At 64.4% G+C, this 16,756-nt stretch carries 19 protein-coding genes; 14 read left to right on the forward strand and 5 right to left on the reverse strand.

Annotation, left to right across the window (positions count from 1 at the left end; all coding sequences use genetic code 11):
- The first annotated feature begins 25 nt into the window (after window positions 1–25).
- Genes fdx through YWC_RS0124095 form a run of 5 tightly spaced genes read left to right on the forward strand, consistent with a single transcriptional unit; the run spans window position 26 to window position 3,218 of the window.
- Window positions 26–367, forward strand: coding sequence for an ISC system 2Fe-2S type ferredoxin (gene fdx / locus YWC_RS0124075; protein ID WP_027867671.1), 342 nt, complete (start codon window positions 26–28; stop codon window positions 365–367).
- A gap of 12 nt (window positions 368–379) precedes the next feature.
- Window positions 380–574 (forward strand): Fe-S cluster assembly protein IscX, encoded by a 195-nt coding sequence (gene iscX, locus YWC_RS0124080; protein WP_027867672.1) that lies wholly within the window; start codon window positions 380–382, stop codon window positions 572–574.
- Window positions 561–1,433: a class I SAM-dependent methyltransferase gene (locus YWC_RS0124085; protein WP_027867673.1), complete on the forward strand. Its 873-nt coding sequence runs from the start codon at window positions 561–563 to the stop codon at window positions 1,431–1,433. The genes iscX and YWC_RS0124085 overlap by 14 nt, the downstream gene beginning before the upstream one ends.
- Before the next feature lie 7 nt (window positions 1,434–1,440).
- A complete protein-coding gene (gene ltaE, locus YWC_RS0124090) occupies window positions 1,441–2,478 on the forward strand; it encodes a low-specificity L-threonine aldolase (protein WP_027867674.1) in 1,038 nt (345 codons plus the stop codon).
- Window positions 2,475–3,218, forward strand: a complete 744-nt coding sequence (locus YWC_RS0124095; RefSeq protein ID WP_027867675.1) for an rRNA pseudouridine synthase — start codon at window positions 2,475–2,477, stop codon at window positions 3,216–3,218. Before ltaE ends, YWC_RS0124095 begins: the two co-directional genes overlap by 4 nt.
- 124 nt (window positions 3,219–3,342) lie before the next feature.
- Here YWC_RS0124095 and YWC_RS0124100 read toward each other — a convergent pair whose 3' ends face one another.
- Window positions 3,343–4,311 (reverse strand): SDR family oxidoreductase, encoded by a 969-nt coding sequence (locus YWC_RS0124100; protein WP_027867676.1) that lies wholly within the window; start codon window positions 4,309–4,311, stop codon window positions 3,343–3,345.
- Window positions 4,312–4,659: 348 nt separating this feature from the next.
- Here YWC_RS0124100 and YWC_RS0124105 point away from each other — a divergent pair, with 348 nt between their 5' ends.
- The gene (locus YWC_RS0124105; RefSeq protein WP_156923870.1) at window positions 4,660–5,601 is read left to right on the forward strand and encodes a hypothetical protein; all 942 of its coding nucleotides are present in this window, start codon (window positions 4,660–4,662) and stop codon (window positions 5,599–5,601) included.
- A 105-nt stretch (window positions 5,602–5,706) separates the two neighbouring features.
- Window positions 5,707–6,942 carry an adenylate/guanylate cyclase domain-containing protein gene (locus tag YWC_RS31800; RefSeq protein ID WP_051306722.1) on the forward strand — a complete coding sequence of 412 codons (1,236 nt, stop codon included), beginning with the start codon at window positions 5,707–5,709 and terminating at the stop codon, window positions 6,940–6,942.
- 5 nt (window positions 6,943–6,947) lie between these two features.
- On the opposite strand, the gene YWC_RS0124115 is transcribed toward YWC_RS31800, so the two are convergent.
- From YWC_RS0124115 to YWC_RS0124130, 4 genes are read right to left on the reverse strand one after another with little or no spacing between them, the layout of a single operon-like run.
- The gene (locus tag YWC_RS0124115; RefSeq protein ID WP_036215820.1) at window positions 6,948–7,478 is read right to left on the reverse strand and encodes an RDD family protein; all 531 of its coding nucleotides are present in this window, start codon (window positions 7,476–7,478) and stop codon (window positions 6,948–6,950) included.
- Window positions 7,447–8,226 (reverse strand): DUF3106 domain-containing protein, encoded by a 780-nt coding sequence (locus YWC_RS30675; RefSeq protein WP_051306723.1) that lies wholly within the window; start codon window positions 8,224–8,226, stop codon window positions 7,447–7,449. The genes YWC_RS0124115 and YWC_RS30675 overlap by 32 nt, the downstream gene beginning before the upstream one ends.
- Window positions 8,223–8,624, reverse strand: a complete 402-nt coding sequence (locus tag YWC_RS0124125) for a DUF3619 family protein (RefSeq protein WP_027867679.1) — start codon at window positions 8,622–8,624, stop codon at window positions 8,223–8,225. The genes YWC_RS30675 and YWC_RS0124125 overlap by 4 nt, the downstream gene beginning before the upstream one ends.
- Window positions 8,621–9,190 (reverse strand): RNA polymerase sigma factor, encoded by a 570-nt coding sequence (locus tag YWC_RS0124130; protein WP_027867680.1) that lies wholly within the window; start codon window positions 9,188–9,190, stop codon window positions 8,621–8,623. The genes YWC_RS0124125 and YWC_RS0124130 overlap by 4 nt, the downstream gene beginning before the upstream one ends.
- 217 nt (window positions 9,191–9,407) lie before the next feature.
- Here YWC_RS0124130 and YWC_RS0124135 point away from each other — a divergent pair, with 217 nt between their 5' ends.
- The 7 genes from YWC_RS0124135 (at window position 9,408) to ilvC (ending at window position 16,714) form a co-directional block, all read left to right on the forward strand.
- Window positions 9,408–10,283 (forward strand): TauD/TfdA dioxygenase family protein, encoded by an 876-nt coding sequence (locus YWC_RS0124135; RefSeq protein ID WP_027867681.1) that lies wholly within the window; start codon window positions 9,408–9,410, stop codon window positions 10,281–10,283.
- A 13-nt stretch (window positions 10,284–10,296) separates the two neighbouring features.
- Window positions 10,297–11,301: an ABC transporter substrate-binding protein gene (locus YWC_RS0124140; RefSeq protein WP_027867682.1), complete on the forward strand. Its 1,005-nt coding sequence runs from the start codon at window positions 10,297–10,299 to the stop codon at window positions 11,299–11,301.
- Window position 11,302: 1 nt separating this feature from the next.
- A complete protein-coding gene (locus YWC_RS30680; protein ID WP_036215823.1) occupies window positions 11,303–12,139 on the forward strand; it encodes an ABC transporter ATP-binding protein in 837 nt (278 codons plus the stop codon).
- A gap of 13 nt (window positions 12,140–12,152) precedes the next feature.
- On the forward strand, window positions 12,153–13,013 hold the full coding sequence (locus tag YWC_RS0124150) for an ABC transporter permease (RefSeq protein WP_027867683.1): 861 nt from the start codon (window positions 12,153–12,155) through the stop codon (window positions 13,011–13,013).
- A gap of 407 nt (window positions 13,014–13,420) precedes the next feature.
- Window positions 13,421–15,148, forward strand: a complete 1,728-nt coding sequence (locus tag YWC_RS0124155; protein ID WP_027867684.1) for an acetolactate synthase 3 catalytic subunit — start codon at window positions 13,421–13,423, stop codon at window positions 15,146–15,148.
- Window positions 15,148–15,639, forward strand: a complete 492-nt coding sequence (gene ilvN / locus YWC_RS0124160; protein ID WP_027867685.1) for an acetolactate synthase small subunit — start codon at window positions 15,148–15,150, stop codon at window positions 15,637–15,639. Before YWC_RS0124155 ends, ilvN begins: the two co-directional genes overlap by 1 nt.
- 58 nt (window positions 15,640–15,697) lie before the next feature.
- On the forward strand, window positions 15,698–16,714 hold the full coding sequence (gene ilvC / locus YWC_RS0124165) for a ketol-acid reductoisomerase (protein WP_027867686.1): 1,017 nt from the start codon (window positions 15,698–15,700) through the stop codon (window positions 16,712–16,714).
- The last annotated feature ends 42 nt before the right edge of the window (window positions 16,715–16,756 follow it).

The raw sequence follows: 16,756 nt of genomic DNA on the forward strand, positions 1-16,756 counted from the left end.
TAGAAAAATTAACGAGGTAACCCAAGTGCCACAAATCGTCATCCTCCCCCACCCAGTCTTCTGCCCTGACGGCGCCGTGCTGGAATCCCCGGCCGGCAAGTCGATCTGCGACGTCCTGCTGGAAAACGACATCGAGATCGAACACGCCTGCGACCGCGTCTGCGCCTGCACCACTTGCCACGTGATCGTGCGCGAAGGCTTCGACTCGCTGAACGAGCAGGAAGAAAAAGAAGAAGACATGCTCGACAAGGCCTGGGGCCTGGAGCCGAATTCGCGCCTGTCCTGCCAGGCCATCGTCGCCGAGGAAGACCTGGTGGTCGAGATCCCGAAGTACACCATCAACCACGCCGCGGAAAAAAGCCACTGAACGGAGGCTGCCATGAAGTGGACTGAGGTCTCGGCCATTGCCGAGGCGTTGTACGAGAAGTACCCCGAGGTCGACCCCGCCACCGTGCGCTTCGTCGACCTGCACAACTGGGTCGTCGCCCTCGAAGGCTTCGACGATGACCGTTCGCGCGGCGGGGAACGCGTACTGGAAGCCATTCAGGCAGCATGGATCGATGAAGCACGCTAAGCAAACCAACCACACCCCCGCGGCGCTGCCGCCGGAAGTCCGCCCCGGCCAGTCGGTCGAGCTGCTGAAGGAACTCCACATCCTCACGCGCGACGGCAAGCTGAACCAGGACAGCCGCCGCAAGCTCAAGCAGGTCTACCACCTGTACAACTTCATCGAGCCCTTGCTGAATAGCGTGCTCGAAGAGAAGCAAAGCGTCTCCCTGGTCGACCACGGCGCCGGCAAGTCCTACCTCGGCTTCATCCTGTACGACCTGTTCTTCAAGGGACTCGAAGGCGGTTCGCACATCTACGGCATCGAGACCCGCGACGAGCTGGTAAGCAAATCGACCGAGCTGGCCGAGCGCCTGGGCTTCACGGGCATGTCCTTCCTGCCGCTGTCGGTGGCGGAATCGACAACGTCGAGCCAACTGCCGCCCACCATCGACATCGTCACCGCACTGCACGCCTGTAACACGGCCACCGACGACGCCATCGACTTCGCCCTGAAAAAGAAGGCGAAACACATGGTGCTGGTGCCGTGCTGCCAGGCCGAAGTCGCGAGCGTGCTGCGCAAGAACAAGGGCAAGGACCTGGGCCGCAGCGCGCTGACCGAGATCTGGCGCCACCCGATCCACACCCGCGAGTTCGGCAGCCAGATCACCAATGTCATGCGCTGCCTGCAGCTGGAAGCGCACGGCTACCAGGTGACCGTGACCGAGCTGGTGGGCTGGGAGCACTCGATGAAGAATGAGCTCATCGTCGCCACCTACAAGAACCTGCCGCGCCGCCGGCCGTCCGAACGCCTTCAGGAAGTGATGGCCGAACTGGGCCTCGACGAAATGAAGCAACGCTTCTATACCCCTGTAACTGCAGACTGAGAACGACATGAGCGACAAGCACCAGAAGTGGATCGACCTGCGCAGCGACACCGTCACCCAGCCGTCCGAGGCGATGCGCGCCGCGATGGCGGCAGCCGAGGTCGGCGACGACGTGTACGCCGACGACCCCTCGGTCAACCGCCTGCAGGAGTATGCGGCCGAGCTGTTCGGCTTTGAGGCCGGCATGTTCGCCCCCTCGGGCACCCAGACCAACCTGATCGCGCTGATGACCCACTGCGGCCGCGGCGACGAGTACCTGGTCGGCCAGGAAGCGCACACCTACAAGTACGAAGGCGGCGGCGCCGCGGTGCTGGGCTCGATCCAGCCGCAGCCGATCGTCAACCAGCCGGACGGCTCGATCCTGCTGTCGGACATCGAGGCCTGCATCAAGCCCGACGACATGCACTTCGCCCGTACTCGCCTGCTGGCGCTGGAAAACACCATCGGCGGCCGCGTGCTGCAGCAGGGATACGTCAAGGCGGCCACCGATCTCGCGCACTGCCGTGGCCTGGCCACCCACCTGGACGGCGCCCGCATCGCCAACGCGGCGGTGAAGCAGGGCATCAGCCTGCGTGAGGTGGTGCAAGGCTTCGATACCGTCTCGGTCTGCCTGTCGAAAGGACTGGGCGCGCCGGTCGGCTCCGTGCTGCTGGGTCCGAAGGCCTTCATCGAGCAGGGCAAGCGCTGGCGCAAGATGCTGGGCGGCGGCATGCGCCAGGCCGGCGTGCTGGCGGCAGCCGCGCAGTACGCGCTGGAGCACAACGTACAGCGCCTGGCGGACGACCACGACAACGCCGCCGCGCTGGCGCAGGGCCTGGCGCAGATCGAACAGCTGAACGTGGGCACCCCGCAGACCAACATCTTCTGGCTCGACATCCCGGCCGCCGCCTGCGAACCGCTGCGCCAGTACCTGGCGCGTGCGCAGATCCGCGCCTCGATCGGTCCGCGTACCCGCCTGGTGACGCACCTGGACGTGAGCGCTGCCGATGTTGCGCGCACCGTCGAGGTATTCCAAGCCTTCTTTGCCGACTGGCGCAGCCAATGAGCGACAAGATGAGCGAGGAGGGCATCCGCCTGGCCAAGCGCGTCGCCGCGCAGCTCGGCTGCTCGCGCGCCGAGGCGGAGCGTTACATCGCCAGCGGCGGGATCGAGGTGGACGGCGCCGTTGTCGAAGACCCCGCCAGCCGGGTCCTGCCTTCGCAGGACGTGCGCCTAATGCCGGGGGCGTCGAGCGAAGAAGCGCCGCCGGTGACCATCCTGCTGCACAAGCCGGCCGGCTTGAATTCCGGTGTCGGCGCGCGCGGCGAGCCGGCGCTCGGCTCCCTGCTGCCGGAATCGCTGGCGCAGGGGCACGGGCAGCCGCGCTTCCTCAAGCGACACCTGCACAAGCTCACCCTGACCTCGCCGCTGGAGACGGATGCGAGCGGGCTGGTGGTGTATACGCAGGACTTCCGGGTGGCGCGCAAGCTGGTGGACGATGCCGCGCGCATCGAGCAGGAATACATCGTCGACGTCGCCGGCAACATCAAGGAAGGCGGACTGGCGCTGCTGAACCACGGCTTGAGCTTCAACGGCAAGCCGCTGGCCCCGATGAAGGTGAGCTGGCAGAGCGAGCACCGGCTGCGCTTCGCACTGAAGGACGTGCGGCCGGGCTTGATCGACCACATGTGCCGCGAGGTCGGGCTGGAGATCGTCGAGATGCGCCGCATCCGCATCGGACGCGTGCCGATGGCCGGCCTGCAGGCCGGGCAGTGGCGCTACCTGCTCGACTACGAGCGCTTCTGATTTTTCGCTAGCGGTACGCATGCAAAATTGGATTCCGGCCTTCGCCGGAATGACGTGCTGAGGCAGTAGAGCCGTCATCCCGGCGCAGGCCGGGATCCAATTCCGTACCTCAGTGTGAGCCTGATTACTTGCCCGCACGCCGCCACAACTGCACCCCCACCGCCGCCACCAGCGCCGCCGCCCCGAGCGCCAGCGCCTTGTTGCCCGTCTGCTGCGGCCGGCGCTCCCCGCTATGGATCCCGCTGGCGCCATGCTGCGGCGCATACAGCGTTCCCACCGTATCCGGCGCGCGCTCCCCGCGCTTCGCCCAACCATCCAGGAAGCGGTTCATGCCGGCAGCGAGCAGGTTGGGCGCGATTGCATTGCTTAGCCTGAACAGGGAGGCCGGTGCGCCGACGGCGGTCGAGTCGCGCGGATGCCGCGCCAGGTCGACGATGGCTGCGGCGACCTTTTCAGGCGTGAGCGCGCCCGGCGGAATCGACAGCCTGGCGCCGGTGTAATTGGCCGCGTGGCGCATGCCCGGCGTGTCCACGAAAGTAGGGTACACGTCGCAGACGCGGATGTGCGGTCGCTTGACCAGCTCCGCGCGCAGGGCTTCGCTGAAGCCGCGCAGGCCATATTTACTGGCCGCGTAGGCCGCGGCGTAGGGCGAGGCGACGAAGCCGCCGGCCGAGATCATGTTGACCCAGATGCCGTGGTCCTGCTCGAGGAAGATCGGCATGACGGCATGGGCGTCGTTCATGTGGGTGAGGAGGTTGGTCTCGATGATGCGGCGGTGGTCGCTCATCGGCACCTCGGCATACTTGCCGACCACGCCGGCGCCGACGTTGCTGAACCAGAGGTCGATCCGGCCCAGGATCGACCGCGCCCTGTGTGCAAACGCCGCAACGGCGTCGGCATCAGTGGCATCCACGACCAGGGCTTCCGCCTGGCCGCCGGCTTGGCGGCAACGCCGGGCGATATCCTCGAGTCCTTCCTTCCCGCGCGCACCCAACACGAGCCGCGCACCCGCGCGCGCGAATGCGACTGCGGTCGCGGCTCCGATGCCGCTCGATGCGCCCATGATTACGACGCAGATGTTCGATAGCTTCATGCTTGCCTTTCTGCTGAATTCGAATTGAAGGCTTCGATTATTCCGCTGTTTTCGCCTTCGGCGCGTTCGAATGCACTGTGGCAAAAAATGTTGTAAAAAAGCAGCTAAAGGTATTTACTTGGGGTAATTATGCATATCAAATGATAGAATTAGTGACAAATACCATCCGACCCGCAGTGGGTTCTGTCCCTCTGTTCCCCAGTGATGCTGCAGCAATCGGCAGCTCGCTGTTGGCAACGTCCGCACTTCCAGTAAAGATACGCAATGCAGTGCCCCCCAAAGTTTCTCGTCTTACCCCTGTTGATGGCAATGAGCTGCGCCCCCGCGCACGCGGATGTGGAGAATTCGATGGCTTCGATCGACTTCTCACTGAGGTTCCCAGCCGCCCTGGCGAAGTTTTCTTCCTACGGGGATGTGGCCGGTTTCGGTGGTGCATCCGCCGCTAGCCGCTACGGGTCTGGAGTCAATCCAGCGTCCTTGGACTGGATGCCGCCGCCGGGTGTCCAGGCCGCCATCAGTCCCCAGTTGTCCCACGTACGCTTCGAACATGGGACCAGCCTGCGGATCGGGACCGTTTCAGGTACTGCCAGCAGCAGCGCGTACGGAACGTTCCAACCGTCGTATGCGCGGGTGACAAACAATGGCGGCACGTCCGGCGGCTTCCTGCTTACCGACGGCCACGTCGCCCAGGTCCAGTGGGGCAAGAAGCTCGGCAATGGGCTGGCAATCGGCGCCAACCTCAACCGTTCTGAGTTCAACACCAGGGCCGGCTTCGACGGCCTGCTAGTGGCCGACGACGACAGCGTCAGCAATAGTGTGCGTGGCGGCGTGTTGTGGGCGGCATCGCCACGACTGCTGGCCGGCCTGGTCGTGGACGTCTCGTCCGGACGTTCGGCGTCCATCCTGCTCGACCCGGCCTGTTCCTGTTTCGGCCGGTTTGACGCTCGCAGCCGCGCTGCCTCGGCACGCCTGGGCATGACGTACGAGTATGCGCCGCAATCCTCGATCTATGCCGATTACTTGCTTGGCCGCTATCGGAACGATGCGACGTCGATGGTCAGCCGTACGGCGATGCTGGGCGCCGAACACCTGATGTTGCCGGGCTTGTACCTGCGTGCCGGTGTCGCCTATGAGCTGCGGGGGGCGTGGGGCAGGTCCGTCGGTATCGGCTTCACGCCGTCGAAGAACCTGTCCATCGACTTCGCGCTACAGCGTGCCATGTTCCCTGAACTGCTTCCGGAATTCGGCCGGGCGACGCTGGCCAACCTTTCCATGAGTATTGCATTCTGACCCTGTGCGGTCTGGCTTGCCACGTTTATGCTGACTACCACACCAGGTCCGGGCGCCAATAGCCTGCCGGACCGCGGATTTGGCGCGCGCCGTTCGCGATGGTCGATGCGTTTCGCCGATTGCGAGCTCGAGCGCAGGTTCCTGCGCGCCTACCTGCTCGACGCGGTCCCGATGTGCCGGTGGGGGGTGATCCTGTCCGCCATGATGGCTCTGGCATTCATGTGGCAGGACACCGAAATTTCACAAGACGGGATTTACGCCACCTACATCCGGGTCGGCCTCATCATGCCCTTGTGCGCGCTCAGCTTGTTCGCCATGCGCCGCCCGGGCGCCCACAAATGGATCCAGGTCATCATCAGCGTGTTCCTGTTGCTGTACTCGGCATGTACGGCGGCGATCTTCGTCGTCTTCGAGCCGACCATCTACGGCATCTCGGGCGCGATTGCCGAAGGTAACTTTGTGATGATCATGCTGGCAGCGTTCACGATCACCTGCCTGCGCCTGCGCTGGGCCTTGTGCGTCGGGGTCGGCATCATCGCCATCTATGCCCTGGCGGTGTGGCAGTGGGGGACCGGGGACTATACCGAGTTCGTGCTGACCCACCTTTCCAACATCGTCATGGCCTTCTTGCTGGGCGCGCTGACCTGCGGCATGTTCGAATCGCTGCGGCGGCGCCAGTTCCTGACGCTCAGCCTGCTCGATAACGAGAAGGATCGCTACAAGAACCTGCTCTGCACGCTGGTTCCGCCGGCCATCGCCATGCGCATCGAGCGTGGCGAAACGCCGATTGCCGACTCGCATTCCGAGATCGCGGTCCTGTTCTCGGATTTTGTCGGGTTCACGAACCTGACCAGCCGGGTCGCGCCGCATCGCCTGGTCCAGCTGTTGAATGACCTGTTCTCCGAATTCGACGCCGCCGCGGAGCGGCTCGGCATCGAAAAGATCAAGACGATCGGCGACGGCTACATGGCTGCGTGCGGCGCGCCGGTGAGCGAGTCGATGCGTACGATCGCGCTGGTGAAGTTCGGGCTCGAGCTGGTGGCCATCACCGAGCAGATCTCCGAAAGACACGGGATCCCGATCGGCGTTCGCGTCGGCGTGCATGCCGGCAGCCTGATCGCGGGAGTGATCGGCAAGAGCCGGTTTGCCTACGACATGTGGGGCGAGACGGTCAACATGGCCAGCCGCATGGAGTCCTCGGGCATTCCCGGGCGGGTGCAAGTGTCCGAATCGGCATTCCTGCGCCTCGACGGCCGCTTTGTCGTCGAAGCAAGGCAAAACGTGCAGATCAAGGGAGGCGACAAGGTCTGCGCCTACCTGGTCAAGGAACTCGCAGCGTAGCCAGGCTAGCGTGCGGTTTTGGGCAGGGAGATCAGTCGCGTGCCGGCGAGGCGGTCATGCAGGAACTGACGGTCCTTGTCGAACAGCGCCGTCATCGCCCAGGCTGCGATCCCGACCAGCAGGGCGATCGCGATCTGCCCCTTGCCGTGCAGCCCGAAGGCCCAGCACACCAGCAGGGCCGGCAGGAACCAGCCCCAGGCCAGCAGGAAGCGCAGCGCGGCCGTCCCGAAGGGCAGCTTGTGATGGCCCAGCTTGACCACCTTGATGCGCCAGGTCTTCATGGCCAGCGTGTTGCCGGTGTTAATCCAGCACCACATGAAGTAGGCGGCCGTCACCAGGAACAGCCAGGCCTTCATGCCCTCCTTGGCCACCGGATGCTGGCTGTTCAGGGTCACCAGCATGTAGAAGGCGATCGCCAGCATCTCGACCGAGAACAGGAGCAGCGCTTCGTACAGCATCACGGTGACACGGCGCAGGATGGTCGGGGTGGCGACCGGCGCGGGCTTAGTTGCTGGCGGTGCCGATGTTGCTTGCATTGCTTGCATTGTTTGCACTCGAAGCGGTTGGGGCGGCGGGTGAGGGTGCGACAGGCGCCTGCGCAGGTGCGGCGGCCGGCGGCGTCGGCGTCACGGTGGCCGGCACCGTCGCGGCGCCCGTTGCCACCGCGGGCGCCGTCGGCGGCATGATGCAGGAGGTGCCGCGGCGCGTGGCGCCCGGCGGGCAGCTGGTCGGCGTGTCGATGATCGGCGAATGCGGCAGCGAGGGCGCACCCTGCGGCTTGTTGCCCGAGCGCGCCAGCCGGCGCTTTTCTTCCTCGGACAGCTGCTTGTAGCTTTCCCAGGTCGCCGCCTTCTTGCCGGGGTCGAGCTTGCGGGTCTTGCTGAAGTTTTCGCGCGCCAGGTTGCGCTGGGCCGGGGTCAGGCGCATCCACTGGCGCATGCGCTCGTGCACGCGTCCCTGCTCGTCCGGGCTCATCGAGGCGAAACGGGCCGACAGTTCGAGCCAGCGGCGCTTGCGGATGCCGTCCATGGCGTCCCATTCGGGCTGCAGGGGCTGGAGCGCGGTGCGTTGGCTGCGCGTCAGTTCGCGCCAGAGCGGTTTGTCGAGGGTCTTGGCGGGCGGCTTGGCGCCGGCTGCGACCGTCGGGGGATTGCCTGCGCCGCGCGCGGCCGGCGCGGTCGATTCGGATTTGTTGTAGACCGCCCAGGTCGCGGCCCCGGCAATCAAGACCGCTGCCGCAGTTGCAACAACGGCGATGCGGGGCTTCGGCGCGGTTTTCGTCATTGCTGGCGCTGTTGCGACTCCACGTAGGCGTTGAAACCCTGGTCGAGGTAGGCGGTCAGCGGCAGCTCGTCGGCGAGCACGGCGGCGTCGACCTCGGCCATGGCGGCCAGGCGCTCCTGCTGCTCGTACTGGTAGACGCCGCCCATGCCGATGACCAGCGCCAGCATCGGCGCCGCGACGGCAAAGCGCGCCAGTGCCGGGCCGGTAAACAGGCCCTTGAGGTCGAACAGCGGACGCGGGGCGGCCTGAACCTGGCGCGTCGCGTCGGCCTTCTTGCGCGACAAGGCGCGCGCACGCGCGGCGGCCAGCCGGTCGGTCGTCGAGGCCGGCAGCGCGTCGAGGTTCTCGTTCAGGGCATGGCGTATCTTGTACGCGAGGTTGATGTCGTCCGTGTTCATAGCTTGATTCCCTTGGCCTTGAGCGCCTCGGCGAGGGCGTGGGTGGCGCGCGAGCAGTGCGTCTTGACGCTTCCCTCGGAGCAACCCATCGCTTCGGCCGTCTCTGCCACGTCCATGTCCTGCCAGTAACGCATGAGGAAGGCTTCCCGTTGACGCGGTGGGAGCTTTTCTACCGCTTCTTCGATGATGCGCAGCGTTTGTGTGCGCTCATACTGGTCGGCGCTCGACTCCGCAGCGGCCGTTCCTTCCTCCGCTTCATAGGAAGAAAGTATATCAAATTCTTCATCGTCCCCATCCTGCCGGCTGAAGCCGGAGAATAGGCTGACCCAGGTGTTCCTGACCTTTTCGCGGCGGAAGTAATCAAGGATGGTCGTCTGCAGGATGCGCTGGAACAGCATCGGCAGCTCGGCGGCCGGCTTGTCGCCGTATTTCTCGGCCAGCTTGATCATCGCATCCTGCACGATGTCGAGCGCCGATTCGTCCTTGCGAACCGCATATACCGCCTGCTTGAACGCACGCCGTTCGACATTCTCGAGGAAGTCGTTGAGTTCTTTGTCTGTGGCCATGCGTGCTTGAAAGGGCGTTTGGTGCGAATGCCGTGAGGAAAACTATCGAATCCTAGCAAAAAACCATGTTCAACGCATCGAAATCGCGCAGTGCCCACTTATTGTGCAGGCATCCTCGATGACAAAAACTGCATGAAGTTAGTCGAAATGATTCGTTGTTGGGCTTGTCGTGCGTGGCTATTCTGGAATCAGGTTCACTCAACATGACTGGTTCACCATGCCGCTCGACTCGACCCGCCAGGATTTCGACATCCGCCCCTTCGTCAACCAGCCGCTCGGCGCGGAAGTGCTCGGCCTCGACCTTGCCCGCCCGCTCAGCATCGACGACTTCGACCGCCTGCATCGCGCCCACCTGGAGCACCACGTGCTGGTGTTCCGCGACCAGAGCTTCACCCCGCAGCAGCAGGTGGAGTTCAGCCGCCGCTTCGGCCGCCTGCAGATCCACGTGCTGCGCCAGTTCCAGCTGGCCGGGCATCCCGAAGTGCTGGTGATCTCCAATATCCGCGAGAACGGCCAGCCGATCGGCCTGGGCGACGCCGGCCATCTCTGGCACTCGGACCTGTCGTACAAGGAAGTGCCGAGCCTGGGCTCGTTGCTGCATGCGCAGGAGCTGCCCTCGGAGGGCGGCGACACCCTGTTCGCCAACCAGCACGCCGCCTACGACGCGCTGCCGGGCAAGCTCAAGCGCGAGATCGCCGGCCTGCGCGCCGAGCACAGCTACCTGGCCAAGTACGAGGAGCTGCGTCAGCGCAACCCGTGGCGCCCGAAGCTGACCCAGGAGCAGATCGATGAAGTGGTGCCGGCCGTGCACCCGGTCGTGCGCACCCATCCGGAGACGGCGCGCCGCGCCCTGTTCGTCAGCGAGCATTTCACCACCCGCATCCTCGATATCCCGGAAGCGCGCAGCCGCGAGCTGCTGGGTGGGCTGTTCGAGCACAGCACCCGGCCGGAATTCGTCTACCGCCACCAGTGGAAACCCAAGGACATGGTGTTCTGGGACAACCGCTCCGTGATGCACCTGGCCACGCCTTTCCCGCAAGACCAGCGCCGCAAGCTGTACCGCACCACCATCGAGGGCGATGTCCCGTTCTGAACCAAGGAAAACCATGTTACTGAAGATGAAACTCGTGGCCGCGGCCGCGGCGCTGGCCCTGGGCGCGTCCTCGACGGCGCAGGCAGAAGGCAAGATCCGCATCGCCGAGCAGTTCGGCATCGTCTACATGCTGCTGAACGTGGCCCAGGACCAGAAGCTGATCGAGAAGCACGGCAAGAAGCAGGGCGTCGAAATCGACGTCGATTGGGTCAAGCTGTCGGGCGGATCAGCCGTCAACGATGCGCTGCTCTCCGGCTCGATCGACGTGGCCGGCGCCGGTCTCGGGCCGCTGTTTACCATCTGGGACCGCACCAGCGGACGCCAGAACGTGCGCGCCGTCGCCTCGCTCGGCAACTTCCCGTATTACCTGGTCAGCACCAACCCGGCGGTGAAGACCATCGCCGACTTCAGCCAGAAGGACCGGATCGCGCTGCCGGCCGTCACCGTGTCGGTGCAGGCGCGCATCCTGCAGATGGCCGCCGCCAAGCAGTGGGGCAAGGCGGAATTCAAGAAGCTCGACCCGATCACCCAGACCGTGCCGCACCCGGATGCCGCGGCCGCCATCATTGCCGGCAAGACGGAACTGAACGCCCACTTCGCCAATCCGCCCTTCCAGGACCAGGAACTGGCCGGCAATCCGCAGGCGCACATCGTGCTGAATTCCTATGACGTGCTCGGCGGGCCGAGCTCGGCCACCGTACTGTATGCCACCGAGAAGTACGTCAAGGAGAACCCGAAGACCTACCGCGCCTTCATCGATGCGCTGGTGGAGGCGGCGCAGCTGGCTTCCGCCAACCCGGAAGCGGCGGCCGACGCCTACCTGCGCGTCAACAAGGGCAACATCGACCGGGCCCTGCTGCTCAAGGTGATCAGGAATCCGCAGGTGCAGTTCAAGGTGGCGCCGCAGAATACGCTCGGCCTTGCCCAATTTTTGCACGAGGTGGGCGCCATCAAGACCAGGCCGGCGAGCTGGCGCGACTATTTCTTCGTGCACCCCGCGCTGGATAAGGGGAGCTGACATGAGTCCACTGAACCTGGTCCCGCCGCCCGAGCCCTTGCTGCGCGCCGAGCACGTCACGCTCGCATACCGGGGCGAGCGCGGCATCGTGCGCGCCACCGAAAATGTCAGCTTCGACGTCCACCGGGGCGATCGTTTCGTGCTGTTGGGGCCTTCGGGCTGCGGCAAGTCGACCCTGCTGAAGGCGGTGGGCGGCTTCATCGCGCCGCAGGCGGGCAGCCTGACCCTGGCGGGCAAGGCGATTACGCGGCCGGGGCCGGACCGGGTCGTGGTGTTCCAGGAGTTCGACCAGCTGCCGCCCTGGAAGACGGTGCGCGAGAACGTGATGTTCCCGATGCTTGCCAATGGCGTCAAGCGCAAGGAAGCCGACCAGCGCGCGCGTCACTGGCTCGGCAAGGTCGGGCTGGCGCGCTTTGCCGATGCCTACCCGCACACGCTGTCGGGCGGGATGAAGGCGCGCGTGGCGATCGCGCGGGCGCTGGCGATGCAGCCGGCCATCCTGCTGATGGACGAGCCTTTTGCGGCGCTCGATGCGCTCACGCGCCGGACCATGCAGGAAGAGCTGCAGGCGCTGTGGGACGAGATCGGTTTTACGATGCTGTTCGTAACGCACTCGATCGAAGAGGCGCTGGTGGTGGGCAATCGCATCCTGCTGCTGTCGCCGCACCCGGGGCGGGTGAGGGCGGAATTGAACAGTCATCAGTTCAGTTTGGCCAGCGCGGGCAGCCGCGAATTTCAGGCGGCGACGCAGCGGATTCATGGTTTGTTATTCGGTGCGCAGGAGCCGGTTGAACGCGCGGACGGCGAAGCCGTCCATCCTACAGTCCACGCTAATTAATACGTCTTGAATCATGGTCACACCTCCGATCCGTCCCGAGTACGTTCTCGAAGCTTTGCCGGCTGCCGCCACGCCGGTTTTTGACCAATCGGTAAAATTTTCGCTGCCGGACCTCGGCTGGCTGCGCAAAATCGGCATGCTGCTGGTCATCGCCCTGATCTGGGAAGCCCTGGCGCGCTGGTTCGACAACGACCTGTTGCTGCCCGGCGCCATCCAGACGGGTAAAGCCTTCGCCGACGGCCTGGCCTCGGGCGAACTGTGGGGCTATGTGAGCGTCTCGCTGCAGGTGCTGACCCAGGGCTTCACCCTCGGCGTGGTCGGCGCCTTCCTGCTGACCTGGCTCGCGGTGTCGAGCAAGGTCGGGCGCGAGCTGATCGATACCCTGGCCTCGATGTTCAACCCGCTGCCGGCGATCGCACTGCTGCCGCTGGCGCTACTGTGGTTCGGCCTGGGCAAGGGCAGCCTATTGATGGTGCTGGTCCATTCCGTACTGTGGCCGCTGACCCTGAGCGCCACCGCGGGCTTTCGCTCGGTGCCGGACACGCTGCGCATGGCCGGCCGCAACTATGGCCTGGGCGGCTTGCGCATGGTGCTGCAGATCCTGATCCCGGCCGCGCTGCCCGCGATCCTGTCGGGACTGAAGATCGGCTGGGCTTTTGCATGGCGCACCCTGATCGCCGCCGAGCTGGTGTTCGGCAGCACCTCGGGGCAGGGCGGACTGGGCTGGTATATCTTCCAGAGCCGTAACGAACTCTTCACCGACAAGGTCTTCGCCGGCCTCGCCGCCGTCATCCTCATCGGCCTGGCCGTGGAACACCTCGTGTTCCAGACCCTCGAACGCGTGACTGTTCGACGCTGGGGCATGCAGCGGTAAAACCATCCGCATCGCACCATCCAGGTGCACCATTCTGGTCGAGCAAAAATAATCACGCTTTTGGCTTGACCAAAATGGTGCAACGCAGTAATGTGTTTAAACGCTTTGCACCCCCGAAGCTCTCCGGTCACCCGGTGAAGGCCCACAAGCCATCTCCGGATTGACGCGCTTTCATTTGTAGGCAGTTTGCTCCGACCCGCGCCACAAGCGCGAGAGATGCGTATAAACGCTACAGACACTCAAGCCGAACGAGTTGCGCCCAGCGCCCGTGCGTAAGGACCCTACGGTGTCCCGAACCACAGTCGCGACCGCAGAGAGAAGGGAAGCATGAGGGTCGTTGCGCACATCGCATTTCGTTAGGAACGGGCATCCGATCAAACTCCCATTGGGTCTTGAAAGGAATGAACATGAATAACGAAGGATCAGCCCAGATCACTGGCGCTGAAATAGTGGTGCGTTGTCTCGCGGAAGAGGGCGTCAAGCACGTCTTCGGTTATCCCGGCGGGGCAGTCCTCTACATCTACGACGCCATCTTCAAGCAGGACAAGTTCCAGCACGTCCTCGTCCGCCACGAACAGGCCGCGGTCCACGCCGCAGACGCCTATTCGCGCAGCTCCAACACCGTCGGCGTTGCCCTCGTGACCTCCGGTCCGGGCGTGACCAATGCCGTCACCGGCCTGTCCACGGCCTACATGGATTCGATCCCGATGGTCGTCATTTCCGGCCAGGTGCCGAGCCATGCGATCGGCCAGGATGCCTTCCAGGAATGCGACACCGTCGGCATCACCCGCCCGGTGGTCAAGCACAACTTCCTGGTAAAGGATGTCCGCGAACTGGCATCGACCATCAAGAAAGCCTTCTTCATCGCCCGCACCGGCCGTCCCGGTCCCGTGCTGGTCGATATCCCGAAGGACATCACGATGCACAAGTGCGCCTTCGAGTATCCCCGCGAGATCGAGATGCGCTCGTACAAGCCGGTGGACAAGGGCCACGCCGGCCAGATCCGCAAGGCCGTCCAGCTCCTGCAGGGCGCCGAGCGCCCGATGATCTATGCGGGCGGCGGCGTCATCCTGGCCAATGCATCGAACGAACTGAACCGCCTGGTCGACAAGACCGGCTTCCCGGTCACCAACACGCTGATGGGCCTGGGCGCCTCGCGCTCCTCGAGCCCGCACTTCGTGGGCATGCCGGGCATGCACGGCACGTATGAGGCCAACATGGCGATGCAGCACTGCGACGTGCTGATCGCGATCGGCGCGCGTTTCGACGACCGCGTGATCGGCAACCCCAAGCACTTCGCCACCCACCCGCGCAAGATCATCCATATCGACATCGACCCCTCGTCGATCTCGAAGCGCGTCAAGGTCGATATCCCGATCGTCGGCAACGTCAAGGACGTGCTGGTCGAGCTGCTGTCGCAGCTGGACGCCAGCCAGGCCGCGACCAATACCAATGCGCTGCAGGCATGGTGGAAGCAGATCGCCGAATGGCGCGGCAAGGATTGTCTGGCCTATACGGGCTCGAACGAACTGATCAAGCCGCAATCGGTCATCGAGCAGTTGTACAAGGTCACGGACGGCGACGCCTTCATCACCTCGGACGTCGGCCAGCACCAGATGTGGGCGGCGCAGTACTACGGCTTCGACAAGCCGCGCCGCTGGATCAATTCGGGCGGCCTGGGTACCATGGGTGTCGGCCTGCCGTACGCGATGGGCGTGCAGATGGCCAACCCGGATGCAACCGTCGCCTGCGTCACCGGCGAAGGCTCGATCCAGATGTGCATCCAGGAGCTCGCCACCTGCAAGCAGTACCACCTGACGCCGAAGATCATCCTGCTGAACAACCGCTTCCTCGGCATGGTCCGCCAGTGGCAGCAGATCGACTACGGTTCGCGCTACTCCGAGTCCTACATGGACTCGCTGCCGGACTTCGAAAAGCTGGCCGAGGCCTACGGCCACGTCGGCATGCGCATCGAGAAGCCGGGCGACGTCGAGGGTTCGCTGCGCGAAGCCTTCGCCATGAAGGACCGCCTGGTGTTCATGAACTTCATCACCGACCAGAGCGAGAACGTCTGGCCGATGGTCAAGGCCGGCAAGGGCCTGAACGAAATGCTGCTCGGCTCGGAGGACCTGTAATGCGACACATCATTTCCGTCCTCCTCGAGAACGAAGCCGGCGCGCTGTCGCGCGTGGTCGGGCTGTTCTCGGCACGCGGCTACAACATCGAGACCCTGACCGTGGCGCCGACCGAAGACGCGACCCTGTCGCGCATGACCATCGTCACCAGCGGCTCGGACGACATCATCGAGCAGATCACCAAGCACCTGAATCGCCTGATCGAGGTGGTGAAGGTGGTCGACCTCACCGAAGGCCAGCACATCGAACGCGAGCTGATGTTGATTAAAGTGCGCGCGGTCGGCAAGGAGCGCGAAGAGATGAAGCGCACCGCCGACATCTTCCGCGGCCGGATCATCGACGTGACCGAAAAGACCTACACGATCGAACTGACCGGCGCCAAGAGCAAGCTCGACGCCTTCATCGACGCCATCGACCGTGCCTCGATCCTGGAAACCGTCCGTACCGGCGGCTCGGGCATCGGCCGCGGCGAACGCATCCTCAAAGTCTGAAGTCGTAGCTCAACGACATACACGTATTCACACATTTAAAAATTATTAAGGAATGACCATGAAAGTTTTCTACGACAAAGACTGCGACCTCTCCCTCATCAAAGGCAAGAACGTCGCCATCATCGGCTACGGCTCGCAGGGCCACGCCCACGCCCAGAACCTGAGCGAATCCGGCGTCAATGTCACCGTCGGCCTGCGCCGCGGCGGCGCGTCCTGGAACAAGGTCGAAGCGGCCGGCCTGAAGGTCGCCGAGGTCGATGAAGCGGTCAAGAGCGCCGACGTCATCATGATCCTGCTGCCGGACGAGAACATCGCCGAGGTCTACAAGAACAGCGTCGAGCCGAACGCCAAGCAGGGCGCCGTGCTGGCCTTCGCCCACGGCTTCAACGTCCACTACGGCCAGGTCGTGCCGCGCGCCGACCTCGACGTGATCATGGTGGCGCCGAAGGCCCCGGGCCACACCGTGCGCGGCACCTACCGCCAGGGCGGCGGCGTGCCGCACCTGGTCGCGGTCTACCAGGACAAATCCGGCTCGGCACGCGACATCGCGCTGTCCTACGCCATGGCCAACGGCGGCGGCCGCGCCGGCATCATCGAAACCAATTTCCGCGAAGAGACCGAGACCGACCTGTTCGGCGAGCAGGCCGTGCTGTGCGGCGGTACCGTCGAGCTGATCAAGGCCGGCTTCGAGACCCTGGTGGAAGCGGGCTATGCACCGGAGATGGCCTACTTCGAGTGCCTGCACGAACTGAAGCTGATCGTCGACCTGATCTACGAAGGCGGCATTGCCAACATGAACTACTCGATCTCGAACAATGCCGAGTACGGCGAGTACGTCACCGGCCCGAAAGTGGTCACCTCGGCAACCAAGGATGCGATGCGCCAGTGCCTGAAGGACATCCAGACCGGCGAATACGCGAAGAGCTTCATCCTCGAGAACAAGGCCGGCGCCCCGACCCTGATCTCGCGCCGCCGCCTGACCTCGGAGCACCAGATCGAGGAAGTCGGCGCCAAGCTGCGCGCGATGATGCCGTGGATTGCCAAGAACAAGCTGGTTGATCAGTCGAAGAACTAAGCATTGCCGGTGTTTCGTAGGGTGGGCGGCTATGCCGCCCAC

Origin of the sequence: Massilia alkalitolerans DSM 17462, assembly GCF_000427785.1 — a bacterium.
Classification (GTDB): domain Bacteria; phylum Pseudomonadota; class Gammaproteobacteria; order Burkholderiales; family Burkholderiaceae_D; genus Telluria; species Telluria alkalitolerans.

What these genes read in the sequence shown, in the direction of transcription:
- iscX (WP_027867672.1), top strand. Translation starts at nt 380, where the DNA reads ATGAAGTGGACTGAGGTCTCGGCCATTGCCGAGGCGTTGTACGAGAAG.
- YWC_RS0124085 (WP_027867673.1), top strand. Translation starts at nt 561, where the DNA reads ATGAAGCACGCTAAGCAAACCAACCACACCCCCGCGGCGCTGCCGCCG.
- ltaE (WP_027867674.1), top strand. Translation starts at nt 1,441, where the DNA reads ATGAGCGACAAGCACCAGAAGTGGATCGACCTGCGCAGCGACACCGTC.
- YWC_RS0124095 (WP_027867675.1), top strand. Translation starts at nt 2,475, where the DNA reads ATGAGCGACAAGATGAGCGAGGAGGGCATCCGCCTGGCCAAGCGCGTC.
- YWC_RS0124100 (WP_027867676.1), bottom strand. Translation starts at nt 4,311, where the DNA reads ATGAAGCTATCGAACATCTGCGTCGTAATCATGGGCGCATCGAGCGGC.
- YWC_RS0124105 (WP_156923870.1), top strand. Translation starts at nt 4,660, where the DNA reads ATGGCTTCGATCGACTTCTCACTGAGGTTCCCAGCCGCCCTGGCGAAG.
- YWC_RS31800 (WP_051306722.1), top strand. Translation starts at nt 5,707, where the DNA reads ATGCGTTTCGCCGATTGCGAGCTCGAGCGCAGGTTCCTGCGCGCCTAC.
- YWC_RS0124115 (WP_036215820.1), bottom strand. Translation starts at nt 7,478, where the DNA reads ATGCAAGCAACATCGGCACCGCCAGCAACTAAGCCCGCGCCGGTCGCC.
- YWC_RS30675 (WP_051306723.1), bottom strand. Translation starts at nt 8,226, where the DNA reads ATGACGAAAACCGCGCCGAAGCCCCGCATCGCCGTTGTTGCAACTGCG.
- YWC_RS0124125 (WP_027867679.1), bottom strand. Translation starts at nt 8,624, where the DNA reads ATGAACACGGACGACATCAACCTCGCGTACAAGATACGCCATGCCCTG.
- YWC_RS0124130 (WP_027867680.1), bottom strand. Translation starts at nt 9,190, where the DNA reads ATGGCCACAGACAAAGAACTCAACGACTTCCTCGAGAATGTCGAACGG.
- YWC_RS0124135 (WP_027867681.1), top strand. Translation starts at nt 9,408, where the DNA reads ATGCCGCTCGACTCGACCCGCCAGGATTTCGACATCCGCCCCTTCGTC.
- YWC_RS0124140 (WP_027867682.1), top strand. Translation starts at nt 10,297, where the DNA reads ATGTTACTGAAGATGAAACTCGTGGCCGCGGCCGCGGCGCTGGCCCTG.
- YWC_RS30680 (WP_036215823.1), top strand. Translation starts at nt 11,303, where the DNA reads ATGAGTCCACTGAACCTGGTCCCGCCGCCCGAGCCCTTGCTGCGCGCC.
- YWC_RS0124150 (WP_027867683.1), top strand. Translation starts at nt 12,153, where the DNA reads ATGGTCACACCTCCGATCCGTCCCGAGTACGTTCTCGAAGCTTTGCCG.
- YWC_RS0124155 (WP_027867684.1), top strand. Translation starts at nt 13,421, where the DNA reads ATGAATAACGAAGGATCAGCCCAGATCACTGGCGCTGAAATAGTGGTG.
- ilvN (WP_027867685.1), top strand. Translation starts at nt 15,148, where the DNA reads ATGCGACACATCATTTCCGTCCTCCTCGAGAACGAAGCCGGCGCGCTG.
- ilvC (WP_027867686.1), top strand. Translation starts at nt 15,698, where the DNA reads ATGAAAGTTTTCTACGACAAAGACTGCGACCTCTCCCTCATCAAAGGC.